General features: G+C 62.2%; 20 protein-coding genes. 8 read left to right on the top strand and 12 right to left on the bottom strand.

Features of this window, described 5'->3' with window-relative positions; all coding sequences use genetic code 11:
- Positions 1 to 2: 2 nt before the first annotated feature.
- Positions 3 to 746, top strand: a complete 744-nt coding sequence (locus tag VMV64_RS05615) for an N-formylglutamate amidohydrolase (protein ID WP_325328973.1) — start codon at positions 3 to 5, stop codon at positions 744 to 746.
- On the opposite strand, the gene VMV64_RS05610 is transcribed toward VMV64_RS05615, so the two are convergent.
- The 4 genes from VMV64_RS05610 to VMV64_RS05595 all read right to left on the bottom strand — a co-directional run bounded on the left by VMV64_RS05610 (position 740) and on the right by VMV64_RS05595 (position 3,313).
- Positions 740 to 1,240 carry a DUF411 domain-containing protein gene (locus VMV64_RS05610; RefSeq protein ID WP_325328972.1) on the bottom strand — a complete coding sequence of 167 codons (501 nt, stop codon included), beginning with the start codon at positions 1,238 to 1,240 and terminating at the stop codon, positions 740 to 742. The genes VMV64_RS05615 and VMV64_RS05610 overlap by 7 nt on opposite strands.
- A gap of 67 nt (positions 1,241 to 1,307) precedes the next feature.
- Positions 1,308 to 1,616: a (2Fe-2S) ferredoxin domain-containing protein gene (locus VMV64_RS05605; RefSeq protein ID WP_325328971.1), complete on the bottom strand. Its 309-nt coding sequence runs from the start codon at positions 1,614 to 1,616 to the stop codon at positions 1,308 to 1,310.
- 112 nt (positions 1,617 to 1,728) lie between these two features.
- Entirely contained in the window at positions 1,729 to 2,085 is a 357-nt protein-coding gene (locus VMV64_RS05600) for a nucleotide pyrophosphohydrolase (RefSeq protein ID WP_325328970.1), read from the bottom strand.
- A complete protein-coding gene (locus VMV64_RS05595) occupies positions 2,057 to 3,313 on the bottom strand; it encodes a VanZ family protein (RefSeq protein WP_325328969.1) in 1,257 nt (418 codons plus the stop codon). The genes VMV64_RS05600 and VMV64_RS05595 overlap by 29 nt, the downstream gene beginning before the upstream one ends.
- A gap of 29 nt (positions 3,314 to 3,342) precedes the next feature.
- Between VMV64_RS05595 and VMV64_RS05590 the strand changes: the two genes are divergently transcribed.
- A complete protein-coding gene (locus VMV64_RS05590) occupies positions 3,343 to 4,296 on the top strand; it encodes a DHH family phosphoesterase (RefSeq protein ID WP_325328968.1) in 954 nt (317 codons plus the stop codon).
- Positions 4,297 to 4,412: 116 nt separating this feature from the next.
- Here VMV64_RS05590 and VMV64_RS05585 read toward each other — a convergent pair whose 3' ends face one another.
- Positions 4,413 to 5,933 carry a sodium:solute symporter family protein gene (locus tag VMV64_RS05585; protein ID WP_325328967.1) on the bottom strand — a complete coding sequence of 507 codons (1,521 nt, stop codon included), beginning with the start codon at positions 5,931 to 5,933 and terminating at the stop codon, positions 4,413 to 4,415.
- A 91-nt stretch (positions 5,934 to 6,024) separates the two neighbouring features.
- Positions 6,025 to 6,393, bottom strand: a complete 369-nt coding sequence (locus tag VMV64_RS05580; protein ID WP_325328966.1) for a DUF202 domain-containing protein — start codon at positions 6,391 to 6,393, stop codon at positions 6,025 to 6,027.
- An 85-nt stretch (positions 6,394 to 6,478) separates the two neighbouring features.
- On the opposite strand from VMV64_RS05580, the gene VMV64_RS05575 reads away from it, so the two are divergent.
- Positions 6,479 to 6,919, top strand: coding sequence for a universal stress protein (locus VMV64_RS05575; protein WP_325328965.1), 441 nt, complete (start codon positions 6,479 to 6,481; stop codon positions 6,917 to 6,919).
- Positions 6,920 to 6,960: 41 nt separating this feature from the next.
- Entirely contained in the window at positions 6,961 to 7,512 is a 552-nt protein-coding gene (locus VMV64_RS05570) for a DedA family protein (protein ID WP_325328964.1), read from the top strand.
- Positions 7,513 to 7,535: 23 nt separating this feature from the next.
- Here the strand turns inward: VMV64_RS05570 and VMV64_RS05565 are convergent, their stop codons facing one another.
- A complete protein-coding gene (locus VMV64_RS05565; protein WP_325328963.1) occupies positions 7,536 to 8,018 on the bottom strand; it encodes a C-GCAxxG-C-C family protein in 483 nt (160 codons plus the stop codon).
- A gap of 9 nt (positions 8,019 to 8,027) precedes the next feature.
- Positions 8,028 to 10,571 (bottom strand): glycogen/starch/alpha-glucan phosphorylase, encoded by a 2,544-nt coding sequence (locus VMV64_RS05560; protein WP_325328962.1) that lies wholly within the window; start codon positions 10,569 to 10,571, stop codon positions 8,028 to 8,030.
- Between the two features lie 230 nt (positions 10,572 to 10,801).
- On the opposite strand from VMV64_RS05560, the gene VMV64_RS05555 reads away from it, so the two are divergent.
- The 4 genes from VMV64_RS05555 (at position 10,802) to VMV64_RS05540 (ending at position 16,913) form a co-directional block, all read left to right on the top strand.
- Positions 10,802 to 11,872, top strand: a complete 1,071-nt coding sequence (locus VMV64_RS05555; RefSeq protein WP_325328961.1) for an efflux RND transporter periplasmic adaptor subunit — start codon at positions 10,802 to 10,804, stop codon at positions 11,870 to 11,872.
- 40 nt (positions 11,873 to 11,912) lie between these two features.
- A complete protein-coding gene (locus tag VMV64_RS05550; RefSeq protein ID WP_325328960.1) occupies positions 11,913 to 14,963 on the top strand; it encodes an efflux RND transporter permease subunit in 3,051 nt (1,016 codons plus the stop codon).
- A 310-nt stretch (positions 14,964 to 15,273) separates the two neighbouring features.
- Complete coding sequence (locus VMV64_RS05545) at positions 15,274 to 15,606, top strand: hypothetical protein (protein WP_325328959.1); 333 nt, start codon at positions 15,274 to 15,276, stop codon at positions 15,604 to 15,606.
- Positions 15,607 to 15,656: 50 nt separating this feature from the next.
- Positions 15,657 to 16,913 carry a TIGR03862 family flavoprotein gene (locus VMV64_RS05540; RefSeq protein WP_325328958.1) on the top strand — a complete coding sequence of 419 codons (1,257 nt, stop codon included), beginning with the start codon at positions 15,657 to 15,659 and terminating at the stop codon, positions 16,911 to 16,913.
- Positions 16,914 to 16,990: 77 nt separating this feature from the next.
- Here the strand turns inward: VMV64_RS05540 and ubiB are convergent, their stop codons facing one another.
- From ubiB to VMV64_RS05520, 4 genes are all read right to left on the bottom strand, one after another.
- Positions 16,991 to 18,535 (bottom strand): ubiquinone biosynthesis regulatory protein kinase UbiB, encoded by a 1,545-nt coding sequence (gene ubiB / locus VMV64_RS05535; RefSeq protein WP_325328957.1) that lies wholly within the window; start codon positions 18,533 to 18,535, stop codon positions 16,991 to 16,993.
- The gene (locus tag VMV64_RS05530) at positions 18,532 to 19,140 is read right to left on the bottom strand and encodes a hypothetical protein (RefSeq protein ID WP_325328956.1); all 609 of its coding nucleotides are present in this window, start codon (positions 19,138 to 19,140) and stop codon (positions 18,532 to 18,534) included. The genes ubiB and VMV64_RS05530 overlap by 4 nt, the downstream gene beginning before the upstream one ends.
- Before the next feature lie 4 nt (positions 19,141 to 19,144).
- The gene (locus VMV64_RS05525) at positions 19,145 to 19,990 is read right to left on the bottom strand and encodes a Tim44-like domain-containing protein (RefSeq protein ID WP_325328955.1); all 846 of its coding nucleotides are present in this window, start codon (positions 19,988 to 19,990) and stop codon (positions 19,145 to 19,147) included.
- A 63-nt stretch (positions 19,991 to 20,053) separates the two neighbouring features.
- Positions 20,054 to 20,507, bottom strand: a 454-nt coding sequence (locus VMV64_RS05520) for a ubiquinone/menaquinone biosynthesis methyltransferase (RefSeq protein WP_325328954.1), incomplete at its 5' end; no start/stop codon positions are given.

The raw sequence follows: 20,507 nt of genomic DNA, 5'->3' as shown, positions 1-20,507 counted from the left end.
CCATGGCGAAGACAGACCACTTCCTGATCACCTGCGAGCATGGCGGGAACCTCATTCCGTCCCGCTACCGGCACCTGTTTACGGGCTTCGAGGCGTTGCTGCAAACCCACCGCGGCTACGACGCCGGTGCGCTTGCCTTGGCCCGAGAGCTGGCTAGGGCGCTGGCCGCGCCTTTGTTCGTCTCCACCACCAGCCGTCTGCTTATCGACCTCAACCGCTCGATCGGCCATCCGCGCCTGTACTCCGAGGCCACACGGGACGCGCCAGTCGGGGTCCGCAGCGAGATACTGAAAAATTATTACCTGTCTTACCGAAACAAGGTCGAGGCGGATATCGCCGAAGCGATTGCGCACGGCAGCCGCGTGATCCACGTCGCCTCACACAGCTTCACGCCGGTGCTCGACGGCGCGGTGCGCAACGCCGATATCGGCCTGCTCTACGATCCGGCGCGGTCTGGCGAGGCTGAACTGTGCCGCCGCTGGCAGGCGCAGCTCAAGTCATGGGCGCCCGAGCTGAAGGTACGCCGCAATTACCCCTACGCCGGCAAGTCCGACGGCTTCACCGCCTACCTGCGCCGTCGTTTTCCGGTTGAGGCCTACATCGGCATTGAGCTGGAGGTCAACCAGAAGCACGTTTTTAATGGAGGGCGCCACTGGCGCGCATTCCGGGCTGGGGTGATCGAGGCTTTGCGCGAGGCTGCTAGGCCGTTATTTTCGGCGACCTTGCCGGATTTGAGCCGTCAGTGACGTGCGTAGACACTGGTTTTGCCGTCCGGCGCCACCAGCAGGGTGTAAAACAGTTCGCGGAGCGGTTCGCGCTCGGAATCTCCGGCCAGTATCGTGCAGCCTGCCTCGCACGATGGGTCTGTCTCCTCGAATCCCGGCGCGCCGAGCGGTAAGCCCGGCACCGCCAGGCCGCGGGCCTTCGGTTTTTCGCGGAGCAGCAGCTTGATATCGTCGGCCGGGACATGCCCCTCGATAAAATAGCCGCCGACCTTTGCCGTAAGCACCGACTCCACGGCGGCCGGAACCCTGAGCCGGCGCTTGACGGCTGCCATGTCGTCCATTGCCTTGAAGGTCGCGGCAATCCCGTTCTGGCTGAGATGGTATAGGTATTCCATGCAGGCCAGGCACCCAGCCGGGCCATATATCTCGACGGTGGGCACCCCTTTGGCTTCAACTGCCTGTGCCCCGTTCAGCGACAGCGCCAGCGCAGAGGCGAGGACGATACGTTTCAGCATGACTGCACTCCTGATGGGTTACGCATTGGGATTAAGTATGTCGCGGGCAGGCTGGGCATCCAGGAGCTCAGATCTTCAGGCGCTCGACGATCTTGCCGTTGACCAGGTGCTGGTCGACGATCTCGTCGATGTCTTCCTTGTCCACGTAGGTGTACCACACTGCTTCAGGATAGACCACCAGCACCGGACCCTCGCCGCAGCGGTCGAGGCAGCCGGCGCTGTTGATGCGGATCTTGCCCTCGCCGTTGAGATCGAGCTTCTTGATCCGGCTCTTGGCGTAATCGCGCATTTCCTGCGCGCCGTGCTGGCTGCAGCACTGCCCGCCGTCCTCGCGCACGTTGGTGCAGAAGAAAACGTGTTTTTCGTAGTAACTCATAAGTTATCGTTCCTGATAAAAAATCTTAACCGCTAAGGACGCCAAGGTTCGCAAAGGAAAGCAAGATACGTGGGTTACCTCGCGTGACTTTGCGTCCTTTGCGGTGAAAATATTAAGTATTAGACGTATCGTTAAATTTGGCAGCGCTGCCGCGGGCAAGTTCAGCCGGGTATTTTGCGGCATTGATCACCATCTTGTCATGCGCCGCCGCAACCGGGTCGATGCCCAGCTGATCGGCGATGCGCGTCAGGTAGATCAGCACGTCGCCGATTTCCTGGCGCACTTCCTCCCGCTTGGCGGCATCGAGTGTGCAGCTTTGCTCCGCCGTGAGCCACTGGAAATGTTCCACCAGTTCCGCCGCTTCCACGATCATCGCCATTGCCAGGTTCTTCGGCGAGTGAAACTGCTCCCAGTCGCGTTCCCGGGCAAAGTCGCGCAGTTTATGGGTGAGTTCGGCCAGGCTGTCCATGCGGTTCTCCTCGTGAGGTGTGGATGCGCCACCACCAGGGCAGCGACCAGCCGGCCAGTGCCAGCAGGACATCGGTGATGTCGGCATTCCGCCCGGGTATGGTTTGCTGTTGCCATTCCAGCAGAAACATGAAGGCCAGCACCAGCAAGCCGCCGATAAAAGCCATCCGCCTGCGTCGATTGGGCCTGGTGGCGAAAGCGCCCAGGCATCCCAGGGCAAGGAACGGCCAGAACAGCGAAAGGATTTCGCTGAAACCGGCGAGGTTGTGCATCTGGCCTTGGAAGGGGATCCAGTTGAATGGCTGGAGGGGCTTGAAGATCACGCCGGTCGCCGGTTCCAGTTCGGCGAGCGCGAATCCGGCCAGCAGGGCCAGGCCACCTGCGGCAAACCGGAATGGCTTGGGGGCGGGGCACAAAACAACCGTCAGGACCATTCCGATGGCGGCGCCAAGCGCCGTTTCCAGCGCAAGATAGCGGCCCATCACCAGGATTTTCACCAGCAGTACAACGCTGACAAAGCCGATGAATGGCAGTGCCGTGTTCTTTTCGGCGCGGGCGAGAATCGTGCCGAACAAACCCAGGCCGGTAATGGTGCAGGCGTAGGCGGTCAGCTGCGGCCAGTTGAAGAGCGATGGGAAGCCGGGGGTCCACAGTGGCAGCAGCCCTTTGCGCAGGTTGTCGGTATCCAGCGAAAGCAGCAGCGGGGTGAGCTGCGCAAGCGCCCACAATCCGAGGGCGACCAAACCCAGATCCATGGCGCGTCCGGGCAGGAACCATGCGCGGCGCAGTGCGGCCAGCCTGCGTAGCGGCCCCGGCGGATTGACGGTCAACCTCGCCAGCAGCGCACCTCCCAGCCCGCCCAGCCCGTTGAGCAGCAGGTCGAGGAGGGAGGAAACCCGTTCCGGCAGCAGGGCCTGCAGGCTTTCCATGGTAAGGCTTAACAGCAGGCACAGCGCGGTGGCGGCGATCACCGCCGCACCCGGACGCAGCCGGTAACGCAACGCACGTGCGACGAGCAGGCCCATCGGCAGGTAGATCAGGATGTTGGTGATGATATCCGAACGGATGATGTAGCGCGGCCATGGGGCGGTCAGGAAGGCCAGCATGTCCTCGGCCGGGAGCCAGCCGCTAAACGGGTAAAGGCTGCCATAAACGATCAGCAAGGCGTAGGCTGCTGCCAGAATGGGACTGGCGCTGGAGCTGGAGGCTTTGTCTTTCTGTGCTAGCATAAGCCGACCTGATTGCGATCCAAAAATTTATGACTCATTACGATGTATTCAATGGCGACGCCGACGGTATTTGCGCCCTGCACCAGTTGCGGCTGGCCTATCCCACGGACAGTCAGCTCATTACCGGGGTGAAGAGGGATATTACCTTACTTGAGCGGGTCGTGGCGAAACCGGGTGACAAGATCACCGTGCTGGACATCTCTCTGGACAAGAACCGGGAGGCGTTGCTGGCCTTGCTGGAGCGAGGTGTTCAGGTTACCTATTTCGACCATCATTTTCCCGGCGATATTCCCGCTCATCGGGACTTCGAGGTCCATATCGACCGCGCTCCGGATATCTGCACCAGCCTGCTGGTCGACCGTTTCCTGCAAGGCCGGTATCGCATCTGGGCGGTGGTCGGCGCGTTCGGCGACAACCTCCACGAAGCCGCGCGACGCGCTGCCGAGTCCTTGCATTTAAGCACCGACCAGCTCGACGCATTGCAGAGCCTGGGTGTATGCCTCAATTACAACGGCTACGGGGAAACCCTGGCCGATCTCCATTTTCCGCCCGATGAATTGTACCGGTTGCTGCATCGCCATGCCGATCCTTTCGCCTTCATCGCCGGGGAACCCGCATTCCGCCAACTGCAACAAGGCTATGCCGAAGATATGGCTAAAGCCGAGGGGCTCCAGCCGGAGATGGAGACGCAAGCCTGCGCGCTATACATCCTGCCCGATGCACCCTGGAGCCGCCGCGTCAGCGGTTCGTTCGGCAATCGATTGGCGCAGTCCCGGCCGAACCGCGCCCATGCGATTCTGACGCGCCGTTCGGGGGGCTACACCGTCAGCGTGCGCGCCCCGCTCGCCGCGCCGACGGGAGCGGACGAGCTGTGCCGGCGTTTCGACAGCGGCGGCGGGCGCAAGGCGGCGGCCGGGATCAACTGCTTGCCCGAGGCGAAGGTGGCGGAGTTTGTGGCGGCGTTTCGGGCGGTGTGGGATTAAGGGACAGGATTCGGGGTCAAGTCTGGATTAGTAGCGCAATCCCCGATGTGCTTCTTTTGAAGGCTTGGCCCCCGGCTTTTGCCATGACTTTCCCCGTGCCTCTGCGCCTCTGTGGTTCACGTCTTTTGATCGCTATGTGCCGACGGATGGTGGTGCGGATGTTCCGGCACGTGTTCGGTCTGGGCGGCCGCGTGGTGGTGCAGTACGGCGTGAGTGGGCGCTAGCGGCGTCGGCCGGCCGACGAAATGCGGCAGCAGCGACCCGATCACCATGCCCCCGGCACTCATCAGCAGTCCCACCAGTTGCGGCGGCCAGTAGGTATCGGGCTGAAGCGCTTCCAGCAGGAGCCACGAAACCAGCCCCGCAGCCATGGAAAAATAGGCGCCCTGGATGTTGGCGCGTTTCCAGTATAGTCCGGCGAAGAGCGGGATGAAGGCGGCCACCAGCGTGATCTTGTAGGCGTTCTCCACCATCTTGAAAATCGAGGATTCGGAATTCAGGGCGAAGGCCAGAATTATTCCGGCGAAGCAGACGATGACGATGCGCATCAAGCGCAGGAAGGCGTGGTCGCCGATCTTCGGGAAGAAGCCGCGCAGGATGTTCTCGGAAAAGGCCACCGACGGCGCCAGCAGAGTCGCCGAGGAGCAGCTCATGATGGCGGAGAGCAACGCGCCGAAGAAGATCACCTGGGCGAACACCGGGGTGTGCTGCAGGATCAGGGTCGGCAGCACCAGTTGCGGGTCCTTCTCCAGCAGCTCGCCGAACATCGCGGGGTCGATCAGCGTCGCCGAGTAGGCGAGAAACATCGGCACGAAGGCGAAGGCGAAGTAGATCGAGCCGCCCAGCACCGAGCCGCGCACCGCGGTCTTTTCGTCCTTGGCCGAGGTGATGCGCTGGAATACGTCCTGCTGCGGAATCGAGCCGAGCATCATGGTGACCCAGGCGCCGATGAAGGGGACCCATTCCGACATCCGCGCCGCCGGGAACAGGTCGAGCTTGCCGGCGGCGGCGGCGTGGCTCACCACCGCGCCCACCCCGCCGGTCATGCCGGCGATGATGTGGGCGATGTAGAGCATGCCGCCCATGATCACGCTGATCTGTACGAAATCGAGGAAGGCCACCGCGAACATGCCGCCGAAGGTGGTGTAGGTCAGGACGATGGCCGCGCCCAGCACCATGCCCCAGCTCTGGTCGATGGCGCCGCCGGTGACGACGAAGAATACCAGTCCGAGCGCCTTGATCTGCGCCGCAACCCAGCCCAGGTAGGAGGCCACGATGCACAGGGTGGTGATCATCTCCACCGCACGGTTGTAGCGCAGCCGGTAGTAGTCGCCGATGGTGAGCAGGTTCATGCGGTACAGCTTGCCGGCGAAGAACAGGCCGGCGAGGATCAGGCACAGGCTGGAACCGAATGGGTCGGCCACCACGCCGCGCAGGCCCTCCTTGGTGAAGGTGGCGGAAATGCCGAGCACGGTCTCGGCGCCGAACCAGGTGGCGAAGACGGTCGCCATCACTACCGGCAGCGGCAGGCTGCGGCCGGCAACCGCGAAATCCTTGGCGCTGTGAACGCGGGTGGCGGCGTAGAGGCCGACGCTGATGGAGATCAGCAGGTAGATGACGACGAACCAGATCAACATGATCGAACGCTAGCCGGTGGGTGGAGTTGGGGAATTATACCGAAAAGGCTAAAAAAATCGGCTGGTTTTCAGGCCGGTATAGGTGATCCGGTTAATAAGACAGGGCGGCGTATACCGCCAGCATCAGCCCCAGCACGGCCAGCGTCAGGTTGGTGACCACTCCCATGTTCACCCAGTAGCCCGGCGGAATTTCCTGCGGGCTCAGGTCTTTCACCAAGCGCCGGTACTGCAGCGTGGACATCACCGCCAGCACCGTTCCCAGCAGGATCAATGCCACCCCGAGCCACAGGGAGAAGCCGCGATGGAAGGGCTCCGTCTGGCGCCCCAGCACCACGTGCAGGAACAAGCCGAAGCGCTCCACGATGAAGCCGAAGCCCATCAGGCCCAGCACCGTGCGGTTCCAGGCGAGCAGGGTGCGTTCGGCGGCGAAGAATACGCGGGGGTCCTGGAGGTAGTTCATGTTTTTGTCGATCGGGACTTTGGACAAGTTTTTATTTTAGGCTAGGCTAAGAATTAATGAAGTGTTCACCCAATAGGAGTAACCCATGTACCCGCATATTTTGGTTGCCGTCGATGGCAGCGAACTGTCCAACCATGCGTTGAGCGAGGCTATCGCCCTTGCGCAAAGCCAGCACGCCGTCCTGCGCATCGTTCATGTGGCAGACGAGATTACGCTGAACTGGGAGGGAGAGTATGGTGACATGTCCACGGTTCTGGAAAGCTTTCGGGAATCGGGCCGGCGGGTTCTGGAAAAAGCGCAAAATCTTGCGCGCGAGGCCGGGATGGAGCCTGAGGCCAAGCTGCTGGAGATTCAGACCTTCGGCCATCGGATTTCCGACCTGATCGTGGAGGAGGCCAAAGACTGGCCTGCGGATCTGATTGTGGTCGGAACCCACGGGCGGCGCGGCCTGCATGATGTGCTTCTGGGCAGCGTGGCCGACGGCGTCGCGCGCCGCGCCAGCGTGCCGGTGCTCCTGGTGCGCTGAAGGCAAGCGCCACTGGCGAGTGGCCGCGGGCCCTATTCGATATGACACTAGCCGGACTGGTGCAGGACTATGGCTACTACGCTGTGTTCCTGGGCACCTTCCTGGAAGGGGAGACCATCCTTGTCCTGGCCGGTTTCGCCGCACACAGGGGCTACCTCGAATTGCCGTGGGTCATCGGGGTTGCCGCCATTGGCGGCACTCTGGGCGATCAGCTCTATTTTTATCTCGGCCGGCGCTATGGACCGCAGATTCTCGCGCGCTTTCCGCGGTTGCAGCCGCGCGCGGCGAAGGTGGCGGCTCTGCTGCAGCGCTATCATCTGCCGCTGATCCTTTCCATCCGCTTCATGTATGGCCTGCGCACCGTGGGGCCGCTGGTCTTCGGCATGAGCCGACTCGGCAGGATGATGTTTTTCGTGCTCAATCTGGCGGGTGCGCTGGTGTGGGCGGTTTTGGTAGGCGGCGCGGGTTATCTGTTCGGTAGCGCTCTGGAGCTTCTGTTCGCCGACCTGCGCCGGTACGAAGAGGCGCTGATGGCGCTGATGGCCGGCGTGGGCGTGACGGTCTGGATCATCCGTCGCCGGCGCTCTTCGTGAGGCAGATTGCCAAGCGGGACCCTTTATAGCATCTCAATCACCCACTTCGTGACCGTCCCGGTCGCATGAGCGCACTGTTTGCCGCGGGCATCGTCGAACGCCTTGTATTCCTCGGCATTCCACATGTCGTAGGTGCGGCCGGTGAATTGCTGCTGGAGTTCCGCGCAGGTGATGCCGCCAAACTCTGCGCTGAAGCGCTCGACCAGTTCCTTGCTTTTCTTGAAGTTATTGATGCAGCGGCCCTTGTCGAGCTTGTCCCGGTCGCGGCCGAATTTTGCGCTGAGCGCCATCAGTCCACCGGTCAATGCGCCACAGGTTCCTTGCGCCATCAGTCCGCCTCCGCCGGAAAGACCGTGGCTGGCCTTGATGGTGCTGTCGTCTACGATCCCGACGGTTTCCTGCACGGTGGCCAGCACGCATTGCGGGCAACAGCCGTAATCCAGCTCGTATTGTTGCGCTTTTTCATAGGCCTGCTCGGCCAGCGCCTGCTTTTCTTCCTTGGTCATGGTCGTCTTTCATTTCACCGGCCACGCCGGTATTTGCGGCAGGTGCCAGATGTCGCGGTTGTAGTCGAGGATGGTGCGGTCGCTGGAGAACTTGCCGCTGGCGGCGGTGTTGAGGATGCTCATGCGAGTCCAGTTTACCTGATCGCGGTAGGCTCGCGCTACCTGCTGCTGCGCATCGATGTAGCCGCGGAAGTCCGCTGCGGTCAGCCACGGGTCGTGAGGGCTGGTCACGGCGTGGATGATGGGCTCGAAGATGCCTGGCTCGAACAGGTTGAAATGGCCGCTTTCCAGCAGTTGCATCACACGGTGCAGGTCTTTGTCGGCGGCGATGATCGCGGCGGGATCGTAATTTGCTCTGGTGGCGTCCACCTCCGCGGCGGTGAGGCCGAACAGGAAGAAGTTTTCCGCGCCGGCTTCCTCGCGGATTTCGATGTTGGCGCCGTCCAGCGTGCCGATGGTGAGCGCCCCGTTCATCATGAACTTCATGTTGCCGGTGCCGGAGGCTTCCTTGCCGGCGGTGGAAATCTGCTCCGACAGGTCGGTGCCGGGGCAGATCACTTCCATCGCCGACACCCGGTAGTCGGGAAAGAAGGCCAGTTTCAGCAAGCCCTGCGTGGCCGGGTCGTCGTTGATCACTTTTGCCACCGAGGCCACCAGTTTGATGATGCGCTTGGCGATCATGTAGCCGGGGGCGGCCTTGCCGCCGATCAGCACGCAGCGCGGCGTCCAGTCTGCCGTGTCGCCGCGCTTGATGCGGTCGTAGAGGTGAATCACGTGCAGCACGTTGAGCAGTTGCCGCTTGTATTCGTGGATGCGTTTCACCTGCACGTCGAACAGGGCATCGGTATCGAAAACGATGCCGCAATCGCGCTCAACCATCTCTGCCAGGCGCGCCTTGTTGGCCTGCTTGACGGCGCGCCACTCGGCGCAAAATTTCGCCTTGTCGGCGTGGGGCGCGAGCTTTCTCAACCGGGTCAGGTCGGTGACCCAGCCGTCGCCGATGGTGCGGGTAATCAGATCGTTCAGGCCGGGGTTGCTCCAGGCCATCCAGCGGCGCGGTGTGACGCCGTTGGTCTTGTTGTTGAACTTGTTCGGCCAGAGTTCGTGGAAATCGTGGAACAAATGCTGCTGCAGCAGGTGCGAGTGCAGCTCGGCCACGCCGTTGACCGAGGCGCTGGCCACCACCGCCAGATAGGCCATGCGTATTTGCGGTTCGCCCCCTTCCTCGATGATCGACATGCGCCGCAGCCGGTCTGTGTCGCCGGGCCAGCGCAGCGCCACCTCGGCGAGGAAGCGAGCGTTGATTTCGCAGATGATGTCCAGGAGGCGCGGCAGCAGCCGGCCGAACATGCTGACCGGCCATCTTTCCAGGGCCTCCGGCAGCAAGGTGTGGTTGGTGTAGGCGACGGTGCGGCGGGTAATGTCCCAGGAGGCATCCCAGCCCAGGCCGTGCCTGTCCATCAGCAGCCGCATCAGTTCCGGCACTGCGCAGGTGGGGTGGGTGTCATTGAGCTGGAAGCAGTTCTTGTCGGCGAAATTTTCAAAATTTCTGCCATGGGTGTTGACCCAATTGCGCAGCACGTCCTGCAGGCTGGCGGAAGCCAGGAAATACTGCTGGCGCAGGCGCAGTTCCTTGCCGTTCTCGCTGGCATCATTGGGGTAGAGCACCATGGTGATGTTCTCGGCGGCGTTCTTCGCCGCCACCGATTCGGTGTAGCTGCCGGCATTGAATTCGCCCAGGTCGAATTCGTCGGTGGCCGCCGCCGACCACAGGCGCAATGTATTGACAGTGCCGTTGCGGTAGCCGGGAATGGGAACGTCGTAGGGTACCGCCATCACGTCCTGCGAATTGACCCAGCGGGCGCGCAGGCCGCCATCGGCCCTGGCATGGAACTCGGAATGGCCGCCGAACTTGACCCGGACCATGTGTTCCGGCCGTTCTATTTCCCAGGGATTGCCGTCGCGCAGCCAGTGGTCGGGTTCTTCCAGCTGGTTGCCGTTGTCGATTTTCTGGCGGAACATGCCGTACTCGTAGCGGATGCCGTAACCCATCACCGGCAATTGCAGCGTCGCGCAGCTGTCCAGAAAACAGGCCGCCAAGCGGCCCAGACCGCCATTGCCCAATCCCGCGTCGTGCTCCTGGTCGGCGATTTCCTCCAGCACCAGGCCCAGCTTCCGTAGCGCCTCCTCGGTGGGCTTGTCCACCTCCAGATTCAGCATCGCATTGCCCAGCGCCCGCCCCATCAGGAATTCCAGCGACAGGTAGTAGGTGCGCTTGCAGTTTTGTTCCTCATAGGCGTACTGGGTGTTCTTCCACCGCTCCACCAGGCGGTCGCGCAACGACAGCGAGAGTGAGGTGTAAACATGGTAGGCGGACAGACACATCCTGTCGCGCCCCAGGGTGTGGCTGAAATAGCGGCGGAAATCGTTGACGATATTCTCGGCGTCCATGCCCAGGGCGGGCAGCTCGGTAATCCCCGGCGCGGGCTTGCTGATGATTAGCGGTTCGGTATGAATGATGGGTTCTCCCTGGCGGGTAATGGGTTGTCGCAACGGATATGAGCGAGACACAGACTGGAACAATCTGTGTTCATTACACTAAATAATAGGTGTGATTTCGGCGAGAGGTCGGAGTGCTATTTTACTGATATTTGTCAAGCGGATTCAACCTAATTGCGGCTAATTTATCAGAAACCGAAAAATAACATCCGGGTCAGACCAAGGCAAGATGGCGGAATGTGCCGGGCAGCGGTATTCTTCGGGGTGTCGCGGAGGGAATCAAAGTGAATCGGAATGCAACTGCTCTTCTATTTCTTTTTCTGGGGATGGCGATTTTTGGCTGCGCCAAGCAGGAACAGCCCGCGGAGGGTGTTCGGCCGGCGCGGGTGGTGAAGGTGGCGCTGGGCGTGCAATCGCATCAGGCCAATTATTCCGGCGAGGTGCGCGCGCGCTTTGAAACCGCGCTGGCTTTCCGCGTCGGCGGCAAGATCGCCAAACGCCACGTCGAGGTGGGCCGCCTCGTGGAGGCGGGCCAGGTGCTGGCCGAACTCGATCCTCAGGATCTCCGGCTGGCCGAAGCGGCAAACCGCGCCCAGCTTGCCGCCGCGCAGGCGGATTTCGAGCTGGCCGAGCGCGACCTCAAGCGTTACACCGAGCTGCTGGAAAAGAAATTCATCAGCCTCGCCGATTACGAGCGCCGCAAGAACCTGTTCGATACAGCCAGGGCGCGGTTTGCCCAGGTCAAGGCGCAGCATGAGGTTAGCGCCAACCAGACGGTTTATGGCCAGTTGCGCGCGGATCACGATGGGGTGATCGTGAGTATCGAAGCCGAAGCCGGTCAGGTGGTGGCGATGGGGCAGCCGGTGATGCGCCTGGCCCGGCCGCAGGAAAAAGAGGTGGCCGTCAGCGTGCCGGAAAATCGCCTGGACGAGCTGCGTGCCGCGCAGGACATCCGCATCAGCCTGTGGGCCGAACCGGGCAAATTGTATCGCGGCAAGGTGCGCGAAATTTCGCCTGCCGCCGATCCGGTGACGCGCACCTATATGGCCAAGGTGGCCGTGCTGGATGCCGTGCCGGCGATGCAACTCGGCATGACCGCCAATGTCCTGCTGGGGGGCGGCACGGCCGCGCCGGCGGCGGAGTTGCCGTTAACCGCGCTGTACCAGCAGAGCGGTGGGCCGGCCGTTTGGCTGGTAGATACAGCCAGCGGCAAGGTGCGGCTGATACCGGTCAAGGTGGGGGAGTACCGGGAGAAAACTTTTACCGTCCTGTCCGGCCTGAAGGACGGCGACAACGTGGTTAGCGCCGGCGTGCACAAACTGGTGCCGGGCCAGCAGGTGCGGGTGGTTCAGTGATAAGGTTGATACCAACCACAGAGGTGGTGAGATTTCAAACATGAACCGCTTCAATCTTTCCGAATGGTCGCTCAAGCACCCCTCGCTGGTGCTGTACTTGCTCATTGTCCTGATGATCTCGGGTTTTTTTGCCTACACCCAGCTGGGGCGTGCGGAAGACCCCAACTTCACCTTCAAGATCATGGTGATGCGGGTCTATTGGCCGGGAGCCACGGCGCACGAGGTGGAGCAGCAGGTCACCGACAGGCTGGAAAAGAAGTTGCAGGAAACGCCCTGGCTAGATTTCGTGCGCAGCTATTCCAAACCGGGCGAGGCGCTGATTTTCGTCATCCTGCGCGATTACACGCCGCCCAGGGAAGTGCCGGAGGTGTGGTACCAGGTGCGCAAGAAGATCGGCGACATCCGCGACAGCCTGCCGAAAGGCGTGCGCGGGCCGTATTTCAACGACGAATTCGGCGACACCTTCGGCAACATCTACGCGTTCACCGCCGATGGTTTCACTCATGCCGAGCTGCGCGACTATGTCGAGCAGGCGCGCCAGGATGTTCTGCGCGTGCCGGGCGTGGGCAAGGCGGAGCTGCTGGGCGTGCAGCCGGAGAAAGTGTACGTCGAGGTCTCCCACAAGAAACTCGCCAGCCTGGGCATCGACCCGATGCTGATCGCCGCCACCCTGGAAAAGCAGAACACCCTGAGCCCGGCCGGCAGCATCGAAACCGACAGCGACCGCATCAACCTGCGCGTGTCGGGCGATTTCGAATCGGTGGAGAGCATCCGCGACATCGGCCTGCGCGCCAATGGCCGCTTGCTCCGCCTGGGAGATATCGCCCGGGTTTATCGCGGCTATGCCGATCCGCCAGCGCCGAAGGTGCGCTTCATGGGCCAGGAGGCCATCGCGCTGGGGGTGTCGATGGAGAAGGGCGGCAACGTGCTGGCGCTGGGCGAAGGTCTGGATGGCGCCGTCGCGCGCATTCAGGCGCACCTGCCGGTGGGCATCGAGGTGCATCGGGTGTCCGATCAGCCGGGGGTGGTGAAGCGCTCCATCAACGAATTCATGAAGTCGCTGCTGGAGGCGGTGGTGATCGTTCTGGCAGTGAGCTTTCTCAGTCTGGGATTCCGTACTGGCCTGGTTGTGGCGCTGACCATCCCGCTCACGCTGGCGATCACCTTCCTGCTGATGAAGGCATTCGGCATCGACCTGCAGCGTATTTCTCTGGGCGCGCTGATCATCGCGCTGGGCCTGATGGTGGACGACGCCATCATCGCCGTGGAAATGATGGCGGTGAAGATGGAGCAAGGCTGGGAAAGGACCAAGGCGGCATCCTTCACCTACACCTCGACCGCCTTCCCGATGCTGACCGGCACCCTGATTACCGCTGCCGGCTTTCTGCCGGTGGGCTTCGCCAAGTCCGCGGCGGGCGAATTCACCTTTTCGATTTTCGCCGTGGTGGGGATTGCCCTGATCGTGTCCTGGGTGGTGGCGGTGGTGTTCACGCCCTATCTCGGCTACAAGCTGCTGCCGGATTTCAAGGCGCATCCCGCGCATGGCCGCGAGGTTTATCAGAAGCCTTTCTACGTGCGCTTCCGCAGGTTGGTGAGCTGGTGCGTGGATCGCCGCAAGACGGTGATCGTCGCAACCCTGGCGATTTTCGTCCTGGCCCTGTTCGGCTTCCGTTTCGTTGAACAGCAGTTCTTCCCCTCTTCCAACCGGCCCGAATTGCTGGTCGATCTGTGGCTGCCGGAGGGCGCTTCGCTCAAGGCGACCGAAGAGGAAGTGAAAAAGCTGGAGAAGCACCTTGCCGGCGACAAGAATATCGTCAACTTCGTCAGCTATGTCGGCAACGGTTCGCCGCGTTTCTACCTGCCGCTGGACCAGCAGATGGATCATGCCAACTTCGCCCAGGTCGTGGTGATGGCCCAAGACAAGGAGGTGCGCGAAGTGGTGCGGACCCGGCTGCTCCAGCTGTTTCAGACCGATTTCCTGTCGCTGCGCGGGCGCGTCAGCCGCCTGGAGAACGGGCCGCCGGTCGGCTTCCCGGTCCAGTTCCGGGTGCTCGGCCCCGATCCCAAGGTGCTGCGCACGATTAGCGCCGAGGTGGCGGAGGTGATGCGCGCCAACCCGCACACCAAGGATGTGCACCCCGACTGGAACGAGATGGTCAAGGTGGTGAAGCTCGACGTCGACCAGGACAAGGCGCGCGCCCTAGGCATCAGCTCGCAGGAACTCTCCAACTTCCTCAATTCGATCCTGTCCGGCTACAGCGTGACCTACTATCGCGAGCGCGACCAGCTGATCGAGGTGCTGGCGCGGGCGGAGTCGGCCGAGCGCCTCAATCCTGCGGTGCTCAAGGACATCAACATCTACACCCATGACGGGCGGCATGTGCCGCTGGCCCAGATCGCTCGCATCAACTACGAGTTCGAGGAGGGCATCATCTGGCGGCGCGATCGCGTGCCGGTAATTTCGGTGCGTGCCGACGTGGTGGGCAAGCATCAGGCGCCCGCAGTGACTAAGGAAATCGAACCGAAACTGGCGGCTATCCGCAGCAAGCTGCCGCCGGGGTATGCCCTGGAGACCGGCGGCACGGTGGAGGAGAGTGCCAAGGCCGAGGCGTCGATCAAGGCGGGGGTGCCGATGATGCTGATTACCGTGATGACGCTGCTGATGATCCAGATGAAGAGTTTCCGCCGCATGGCTCTGGTGCTGCTCACGGCGCCCCTGGGCCTGATCGGCGTGGCGCTGGCGCTGCTGGTATTCCAGCTGCCGTTCGGCTTCGTCGCCAACCTGGGCTTCATTGCCCTGGGCGGCATGATCATGCGCAATTCGGTGATCCTGGTGGACCAGATCGATCAGGACATTCTTGCCGGGCACCCGCCCAGGGAGGCAATCATCGAGTCGGCGGTACGCCGCTTCCGGCCCATCATGCTGACTGCGGCAGCGGCGATCCTGGCCATGATCCCGCTCACCTTCAGCACTTTCTGGGGGCCGATGGCAGCTGCCATCATGGGCGGACTATTCGTCGCCACGATGCTGACCCTGCTGTTCGTGCCGGCGCTGTATGCGGTCTGGTTCAAAGTGCAGCGGGCAGGTTAGTCCGAACGAATAACCATTGGTGAACATTCGTGTGTGGCGTTTTAAGGATGAATGTTAAATGATGTCGCCGGATAGCGTTCATGGCCGATCGGTGGCGGCCATCGGCGGCGGCCCTGCCGGACTGATGGCGGCCGAAATATTGATCCAGCCCGCGTAGGGCGCAATCGTTATTGCGCCGAATGAAATCGGGTTCGCAGGGATGGGCGACTTGCTTCGCATCCCTGCTAGCCACTGCCAGCGCAGGGTGCCACCGTTTAACCCATTGGTTTGTTGATTGGCACGGTGTGAATGATGACAGGAGCACAGTAAAATGAGTAAGCGACTGAAAGCATGTTTGATCGCACTGATGTTTGCCGTCACGCCTCTCGCTGCAACCGCTGAAGATAACGATACCGTGAGTGGCGACAAAGCCACGGATATGGTGGTGGATCTGGTGGTGGTGCGGCCGCTGGGATTGGCTGCCACGGTGATTGGCACGGTACTGACGGTGGTGGCGCTGCCCTTTACCCTCCCCGGCGGCAATGTAGAGGCTTCGGCTCGGGAGCTGATTGTTAGGCCCGCTGAATATACGTTCAATCGGCCACTTGGCGAGTTCCACCGATGTGGGGCGGACCGCCACCCCTGCGGCATGTCTGATCGCTAGCGTTCCCGGCATGAACATTCGTGGTGTGTGTCTTATGGATAAATTAAATAATGTCACCGGATAGCGTTCACGCCCGATCGGTGGCGGTCATCGGCGGCGGTCCTGCCGGACTGATGGCGGCTGAAATATTGAGTCAGCACGGCGTGCGGGTCGATCTCTACGACGCCATGCCCTCCGTGGGGCGCAAGTTTCTGCTGGCCGGCAAGGGCGGCTTGAACCTCACCCATTCTGAAACGTCCGATCTGTTCCTGTCGCGCTACGGCGCACGCCGGGCGCAGATCGAACCCTGGCTCGAAGCATTCGGGCCGGAAGCCCTGCGACAATGGGTGCACGGGCTCGGCGTCGAGACCTTCGTAGGCACCTCCGGTCGCGTGTTTCCCACCGAGATGAAGGCGGCCCCGCTGCTGCGCGCATGGCTGCACCGCTTGCGCGAAGCCGGGGTGCGCTTCCACATGCGGCATGGCTGGCGCGGCTGGAACGAGGATGGTGCGCTGCGCTTCTCAACACCCGAGGGAGAGCTGTCGGTGCACAGCGACGCTGTGGTGCTGGCGCTAGGGGGCGGCAGCTGGGCGCGCCTCGGCTCGAATGGCGCGTGGGTGCCGCTGCTCGCGCAGCGCGGGGTTCCCGTCGCGGCGTTGCGGCCCTCCAACTGCGGTTTCGACATCGGCTGGAGCGAGCACTTTCGCACCCGCTTCGCCGGCCACCCTTTGAAGTCGGTGGTCGTGACTTTCACGGATCAAGAAGGCGTCACGGTTCGCAAGCAGGGCGAATTCATGGTCACGGCGACTGGTGTTGAGGGCAGCCTGATCTATGCGTTGTCCGCAGGTCTGCGCGACGAGATTGAGAGCGCCGGCGCTGCGGTCATTTACCTCGATCTGGTTCCCGGCAGGGAACTGTCGTATGTGATCGCAGAGCTGGCGCGACCGAGAGGTTCGCGGTCGATGTCCAGCCACTTGCAAAGTCGGCTGGGGATCAAGGGGGTGAAGGCCGGCCTGCTGCGTGAGTGCGTACCGGCACAAGACTTTGCGGATCCGGCCCGCCTGGGGGCGGCGATCAAGGCGCTGCCGGTGCGGCTCATCGCCCCGCGCCCTCTCGATGAGGCGATCAGCAGTGCGGGTGGGGTGACGTTCGAGGCGCTCGACGAGCGCTTGATGATCCGTTCCTTGCCGGGCGTGTTCTGTGCGGGTGAGATGCTGGACTGGGAGGCGCCAACGGGGGGCTATCTGCTTACCGCCTGTTTTGCGAGTGGTCGTGCCGCAGGCTTGGGGGTGTTGGCTTGGTTTGAAGGTGAAACCCAGAAATTGTAGGGTGCGTCCCACGCACCAATGATAATGGTGCGTGGGACGCACCCTACATGATTGTTGGCGTTTTGAGAGAATTCGAATTAGTAGGATTCGGGCAACAACAGGCTGAGCCACGGCAGCAGCTGCCCCAGCAGCACCAGTGCCAGCAGTGCGGCAATCACCATCATCCAGCGGCGTTCGCGTGCGTCCCGCGCGCGCAGTTCTTCGCGCAGTTGCTGAACTTCGCTATCCCCTTCGCGGCTCAGGGCACGATGCACCAGCCGCGGCAGCTGCGGCAGCAGGGTTCCCCATTGCGGCGCTTCGGTCTTGATGGTCCTGATCAGGCCGCGCCAGCCCAGCTGTTCGCTCATCCAGCGTTCCAGGAAAGGCATCGCGGTTTGCCACAGGTCGAGGTCGGGATCGAGCTGGCGCCCCAGGCCTTCGATGTTGAGGAAGGTTTTCTGCAGCATCACCAGCTGCGGCTGGATCACCACGCCGAAGCGGCGCGAGGTCTGGAACAATCGCAGCAGGAAGCGGCCGAAGGAAATTTCCTTGAGCGGGCGGTCGAAGATCGGTTCGCACACCGCGCGGATAGCCGCCTCGAACTCGTCCACGCGGGTCTGCGGAGGAGCCCAGCCGGACTCGATGTGGGCCAGGGCGACGCGCTTGTAGTCGCGCTTGAAGAAAGCGAGGAAGTTCTGCGCCAGGTAATTCTTGTCGCTGTCGGTGAGGGTGCTCATGATGCCGAAGTCGAGTGCGATGTAGCGCCCGTCCGGGCTGACCAGGATGTTGCCGGGGTGCATGTCGGCGTGAAAGAAGCCGTCGCGGAATACCTGGGTGAAGAAGATCGTCACCCCCTCCCGCGCCAGCTTGGGAATGTCCAGGCCCTGTGCGCGCAAAGCATCGACCTGGCTGATCGGCGTGCCGGCCATGCGCTCCATCACCATTACGTTCTTGTGGCACCAGTCCCAATAGATTTCCGGTACCAGCAGCAGGTCGGAATCCTGGAAATTGCGCCGTAGCTGGCTGCCGTTGGCGGCCTCGCGCATCAGGTCGAGTTCATCCTCCAAGTGCTTCTCGAATTCCGCCACCACCTCGCGCGGGCGCAGGCGCTTGCCGTCCTCCCACAGGGATTCGACCAGGCCGGCACCGGCATAGAGCAGCGCGACGTCGTGGGCGATAACGTGGGCGATGGCAGGGCGCAGGATTTTCACTGCCGCCTCGCGGCCATCCTGCAGCCGGGCGAAGTGGACCTGGGCGACGGATGCGGAAGCCACCGGCACCGGGTCGAATTCGGCGAACACCGCGCTGGCTGGCTTGCCGTAAGCTTTTTCTATCGCCGCTAGGGCGATTTCAGGCGCGAACGGCGGTACCCGGTCCTGCAGTCTGGCGAGCTCGTCGGCGATGTCGGCAGGAATCAGGTCGCGCCGGGTAGAGAGCACCTGGCCGAACTTGACGAAGATCGGCCCGAGCGCTTCGAGCGCCTGGCGCAGCCTTACCGCGCGCGGCTCATTGAGCGGGCGCCAGAACAGCGCGACCATGACCAGCGGCCGCAGCCAGCGGAAGCGCTCATGGCCGAGGATGAATTCTTCCAGGCCGAAGCGCAGGGTGACATAAACAATTTTGGCGAGGCGCAGGAGTTTCATTGCTTGGCAGAGAGTTGTTTTATTTTTTGTTCCAGTTGTTCCACCCGGTCGTGCAGTTTGCCCACTTCATTGAAAAAGGCATGCACCTGCCCGGGTTGAGCCAGCATCGGACTTTCTTCCTGCCAGTGCTCGACCCAGGATCGGGCGATAGTTTCGGCTGCGTTCCTGTGCCACTCGAGGACATCGGTTGCGGTGGAAACCAGTCGGTGCGCGGCGATGTCGCCGAGCACCCGGCTCAGGTCTTCTTCCACGTCCCAGCGCATTTCCCCCAAGGTTTCCGCGAGCTCCTTTGCCAGAACGGCGTCTTCCCCGCCGGTGATGAAGCGTGCATCCGAGGAGGTCAGCCAGGCCAGGGGGTTGGGGATCAGCGTGGCGTCTGCCCGTGCACCCGGCTCGGCGGGTGCAAAGCTGCCATCCTCCTGGATGGAAAGAACGGCAGAGGTCAGCGGCAGTCGCAGTTGCAGGCTTTTGCCGGCATGCAGGCGCAAGCGTGCCATGGCCCAAGAGTGCTGGCGGAGAAGATGATTGAGAAGCCCGGCCAGCGCAGTTTCGGGCAAGGCCGAAACTGCGCTGCCGGGCTGTTTGCTCGGCGTTTCAGGAGTCAATCGTTCAAACCTGCTGTATGCCCGAGATGAACCAGGTGGCGTTGGGCTGCGACTGGGATTTCTGGATGTGCCAGATTTCGCTGAAGGCTTCAGCCGGGCCGTTGGCTTCTTCGCGGATCATGCCGGAGAAGCGCACGCTGGCGATCACCAAGTCGCCTTCGGTGACCACATCGGCGATCTCGGCGTTGAGCGTCACCACTTCGGTCTTGTTCGGTTTGCCATTGCGTTCCTGAATTTGCATGCTGAGTTCGGCATACATTTCCGGCGTGACGTACTCGTGGATGTCGTTGATGTCGCCGCGGTCGTTGGCGTCCTGCAGGCGGATGAACTGTTTCTTTGCTTCGCGCAGGAAGGGCTCGTCCTCGAACCATGCCGGGCGTGTGCTACTTGCCTGAACCGCTGCGGCGGGCGCGGCAGAACTACCGGGGGCGGCCATGTCGGTCACGACCGATTTTTCCGTGTAGCCGGCGTACTGCGCCGGCTGCGGCTGTGGCTTCTTCAGCATGCGGAAGATGAAGAATGCGCCGCCAACCAGGGCGAGGATCATCAGGATGTTGCCGATGCCGCCACCCAGGCCGCCCATGCCGCCGCCCATGAACATGGACGCGAGCAGGCCGCCCGCGGCCAAGCCAGCCAGCGGGCCGAGCCATTTACTGGCGCCGGAAGGGGCTGGCGCGGGGGCCGCCGCAGGGGCTGACGCCGGTTTTGGCGGCGTTGCCGTCTGCTGGGTTGTGGTCGTGCGCTGCTTGCCGATGCTGCTGCCTCCACCCATGCGCCTGGCGTCGGCATTCTGGGCGGTCAGACCGAAACTGATCAGCGCAACGAAAAAAAGAGTGAAAAATTTGTTCATGAAAACCTCCTTGGTAATTTTGCTGTCAGGCTGTAGGCCGGGCTTTAGCCCGACTTACGTCTTTCAAAACTTGTAGCCTTTGTGCAGGGCGACAACGCCTGCCGTCAAGTTAAAATATTCGACACGCTCGAAGCCCGCTTGTTCCATCATCTGCTTCAGCTCTTCCTGTCCGGGGTGCATGCGGATGGATTCGGCGAGGTAGCGGTAGCTTTCTTCATCGTCCGCCACCAACTTGCCCATCACCGGCAGCGCCTTGAACGAATAGATATCATACAGGGGTTGCAGCGGTTTCCATATTTTGGAGAATTCCAGCACCAGGAGCCGTCCGCCGGGACGCAGGACGCGGTACATCTCTTTCAGCGCCGCATCCTTGTGGGTCATGTTGCGCAGGCCGAAGGCGACGGTGACGCAGTCGAAATGGTTGCTCGGGAACGGCAGCTTTTCGCCATCGCACTGTGCCGCCAGGGGAACGATGCCGTCGTCCAGCAGCCGGTCGCGGCCGACCCCGAGCATCGAG

Origin of the sequence: Sulfuricella sp. (assembly GCF_035531155.1) — a bacterium.
In the GTDB taxonomy this organism is placed as follows: domain Bacteria; phylum Pseudomonadota; class Gammaproteobacteria; order Burkholderiales; family Sulfuricellaceae; genus Sulfuricella.
This window is presented reverse-complemented; position numbering and strand designations above follow the sequence as displayed.

Coding starts and splice junctions, on each gene's coding strand:
- VMV64_RS05590 (WP_325328968.1), top strand. CDS start 3,343: ATGACTCATTACGATGTATTCAATGGCGACGCCGACGGTATTTGCGCC.
- VMV64_RS05540 (WP_325328958.1), top strand. CDS start 15,657: ATGTCACCGGATAGCGTTCACGCCCGATCGGTGGCGGTCATCGGCGGC.
- VMV64_RS05605 (WP_325328971.1), bottom strand. CDS start 1,616: ATGAGTTACTACGAAAAACACGTTTTCTTCTGCACCAACGTGCGCGAG.
- VMV64_RS05595 (WP_325328969.1), bottom strand. CDS start 3,313: ATGCTAGCACAGAAAGACAAAGCCTCCAGCTCCAGCGCCAGTCCCATT.
- VMV64_RS05545 (WP_325328959.1), top strand. CDS start 15,274: ATGAGTAAGCGACTGAAAGCATGTTTGATCGCACTGATGTTTGCCGTC.
- VMV64_RS05580 (WP_325328966.1), bottom strand. CDS start 6,393: ATGAACTACCTCCAGGACCCCCGCGTATTCTTCGCCGCCGAACGCACC.
- VMV64_RS05565 (WP_325328963.1), bottom strand. CDS start 8,018: ATGACCAAGGAAGAAAAGCAGGCGCTGGCCGAGCAGGCCTATGAAAAA.
- VMV64_RS05615 (WP_325328973.1), top strand. CDS start 3: ATGGCGAAGACAGACCACTTCCTGATCACCTGCGAGCATGGCGGGAAC.
- VMV64_RS05600 (WP_325328970.1), bottom strand. CDS start 2,085: ATGGACAGCCTGGCCGAACTCACCCATAAACTGCGCGACTTTGCCCGG.
- ubiB (WP_325328957.1), bottom strand. CDS start 18,535: ATGAAACTCCTGCGCCTCGCCAAAATTGTTTATGTCACCCTGCGCTTC.
- VMV64_RS05575 (WP_325328965.1), top strand. CDS start 6,479: ATGTACCCGCATATTTTGGTTGCCGTCGATGGCAGCGAACTGTCCAAC.
- VMV64_RS05585 (WP_325328967.1), bottom strand. CDS start 5,933: ATGTTGATCTGGTTCGTCGTCATCTACCTGCTGATCTCCATCAGCGTC.
- VMV64_RS05570 (WP_325328964.1), top strand. CDS start 6,961: ATGACACTAGCCGGACTGGTGCAGGACTATGGCTACTACGCTGTGTTC.
- VMV64_RS05610 (WP_325328972.1), bottom strand. CDS start 1,240: ATGCTGAAACGTATCGTCCTCGCCTCTGCGCTGGCGCTGTCGCTGAAC.
- VMV64_RS05525 (WP_325328955.1), bottom strand. CDS start 19,990: ATGAACAAATTTTTCACTCTTTTTTTCGTTGCGCTGATCAGTTTCGGT.
- VMV64_RS05550 (WP_325328960.1), top strand. CDS start 11,913: ATGAACCGCTTCAATCTTTCCGAATGGTCGCTCAAGCACCCCTCGCTG.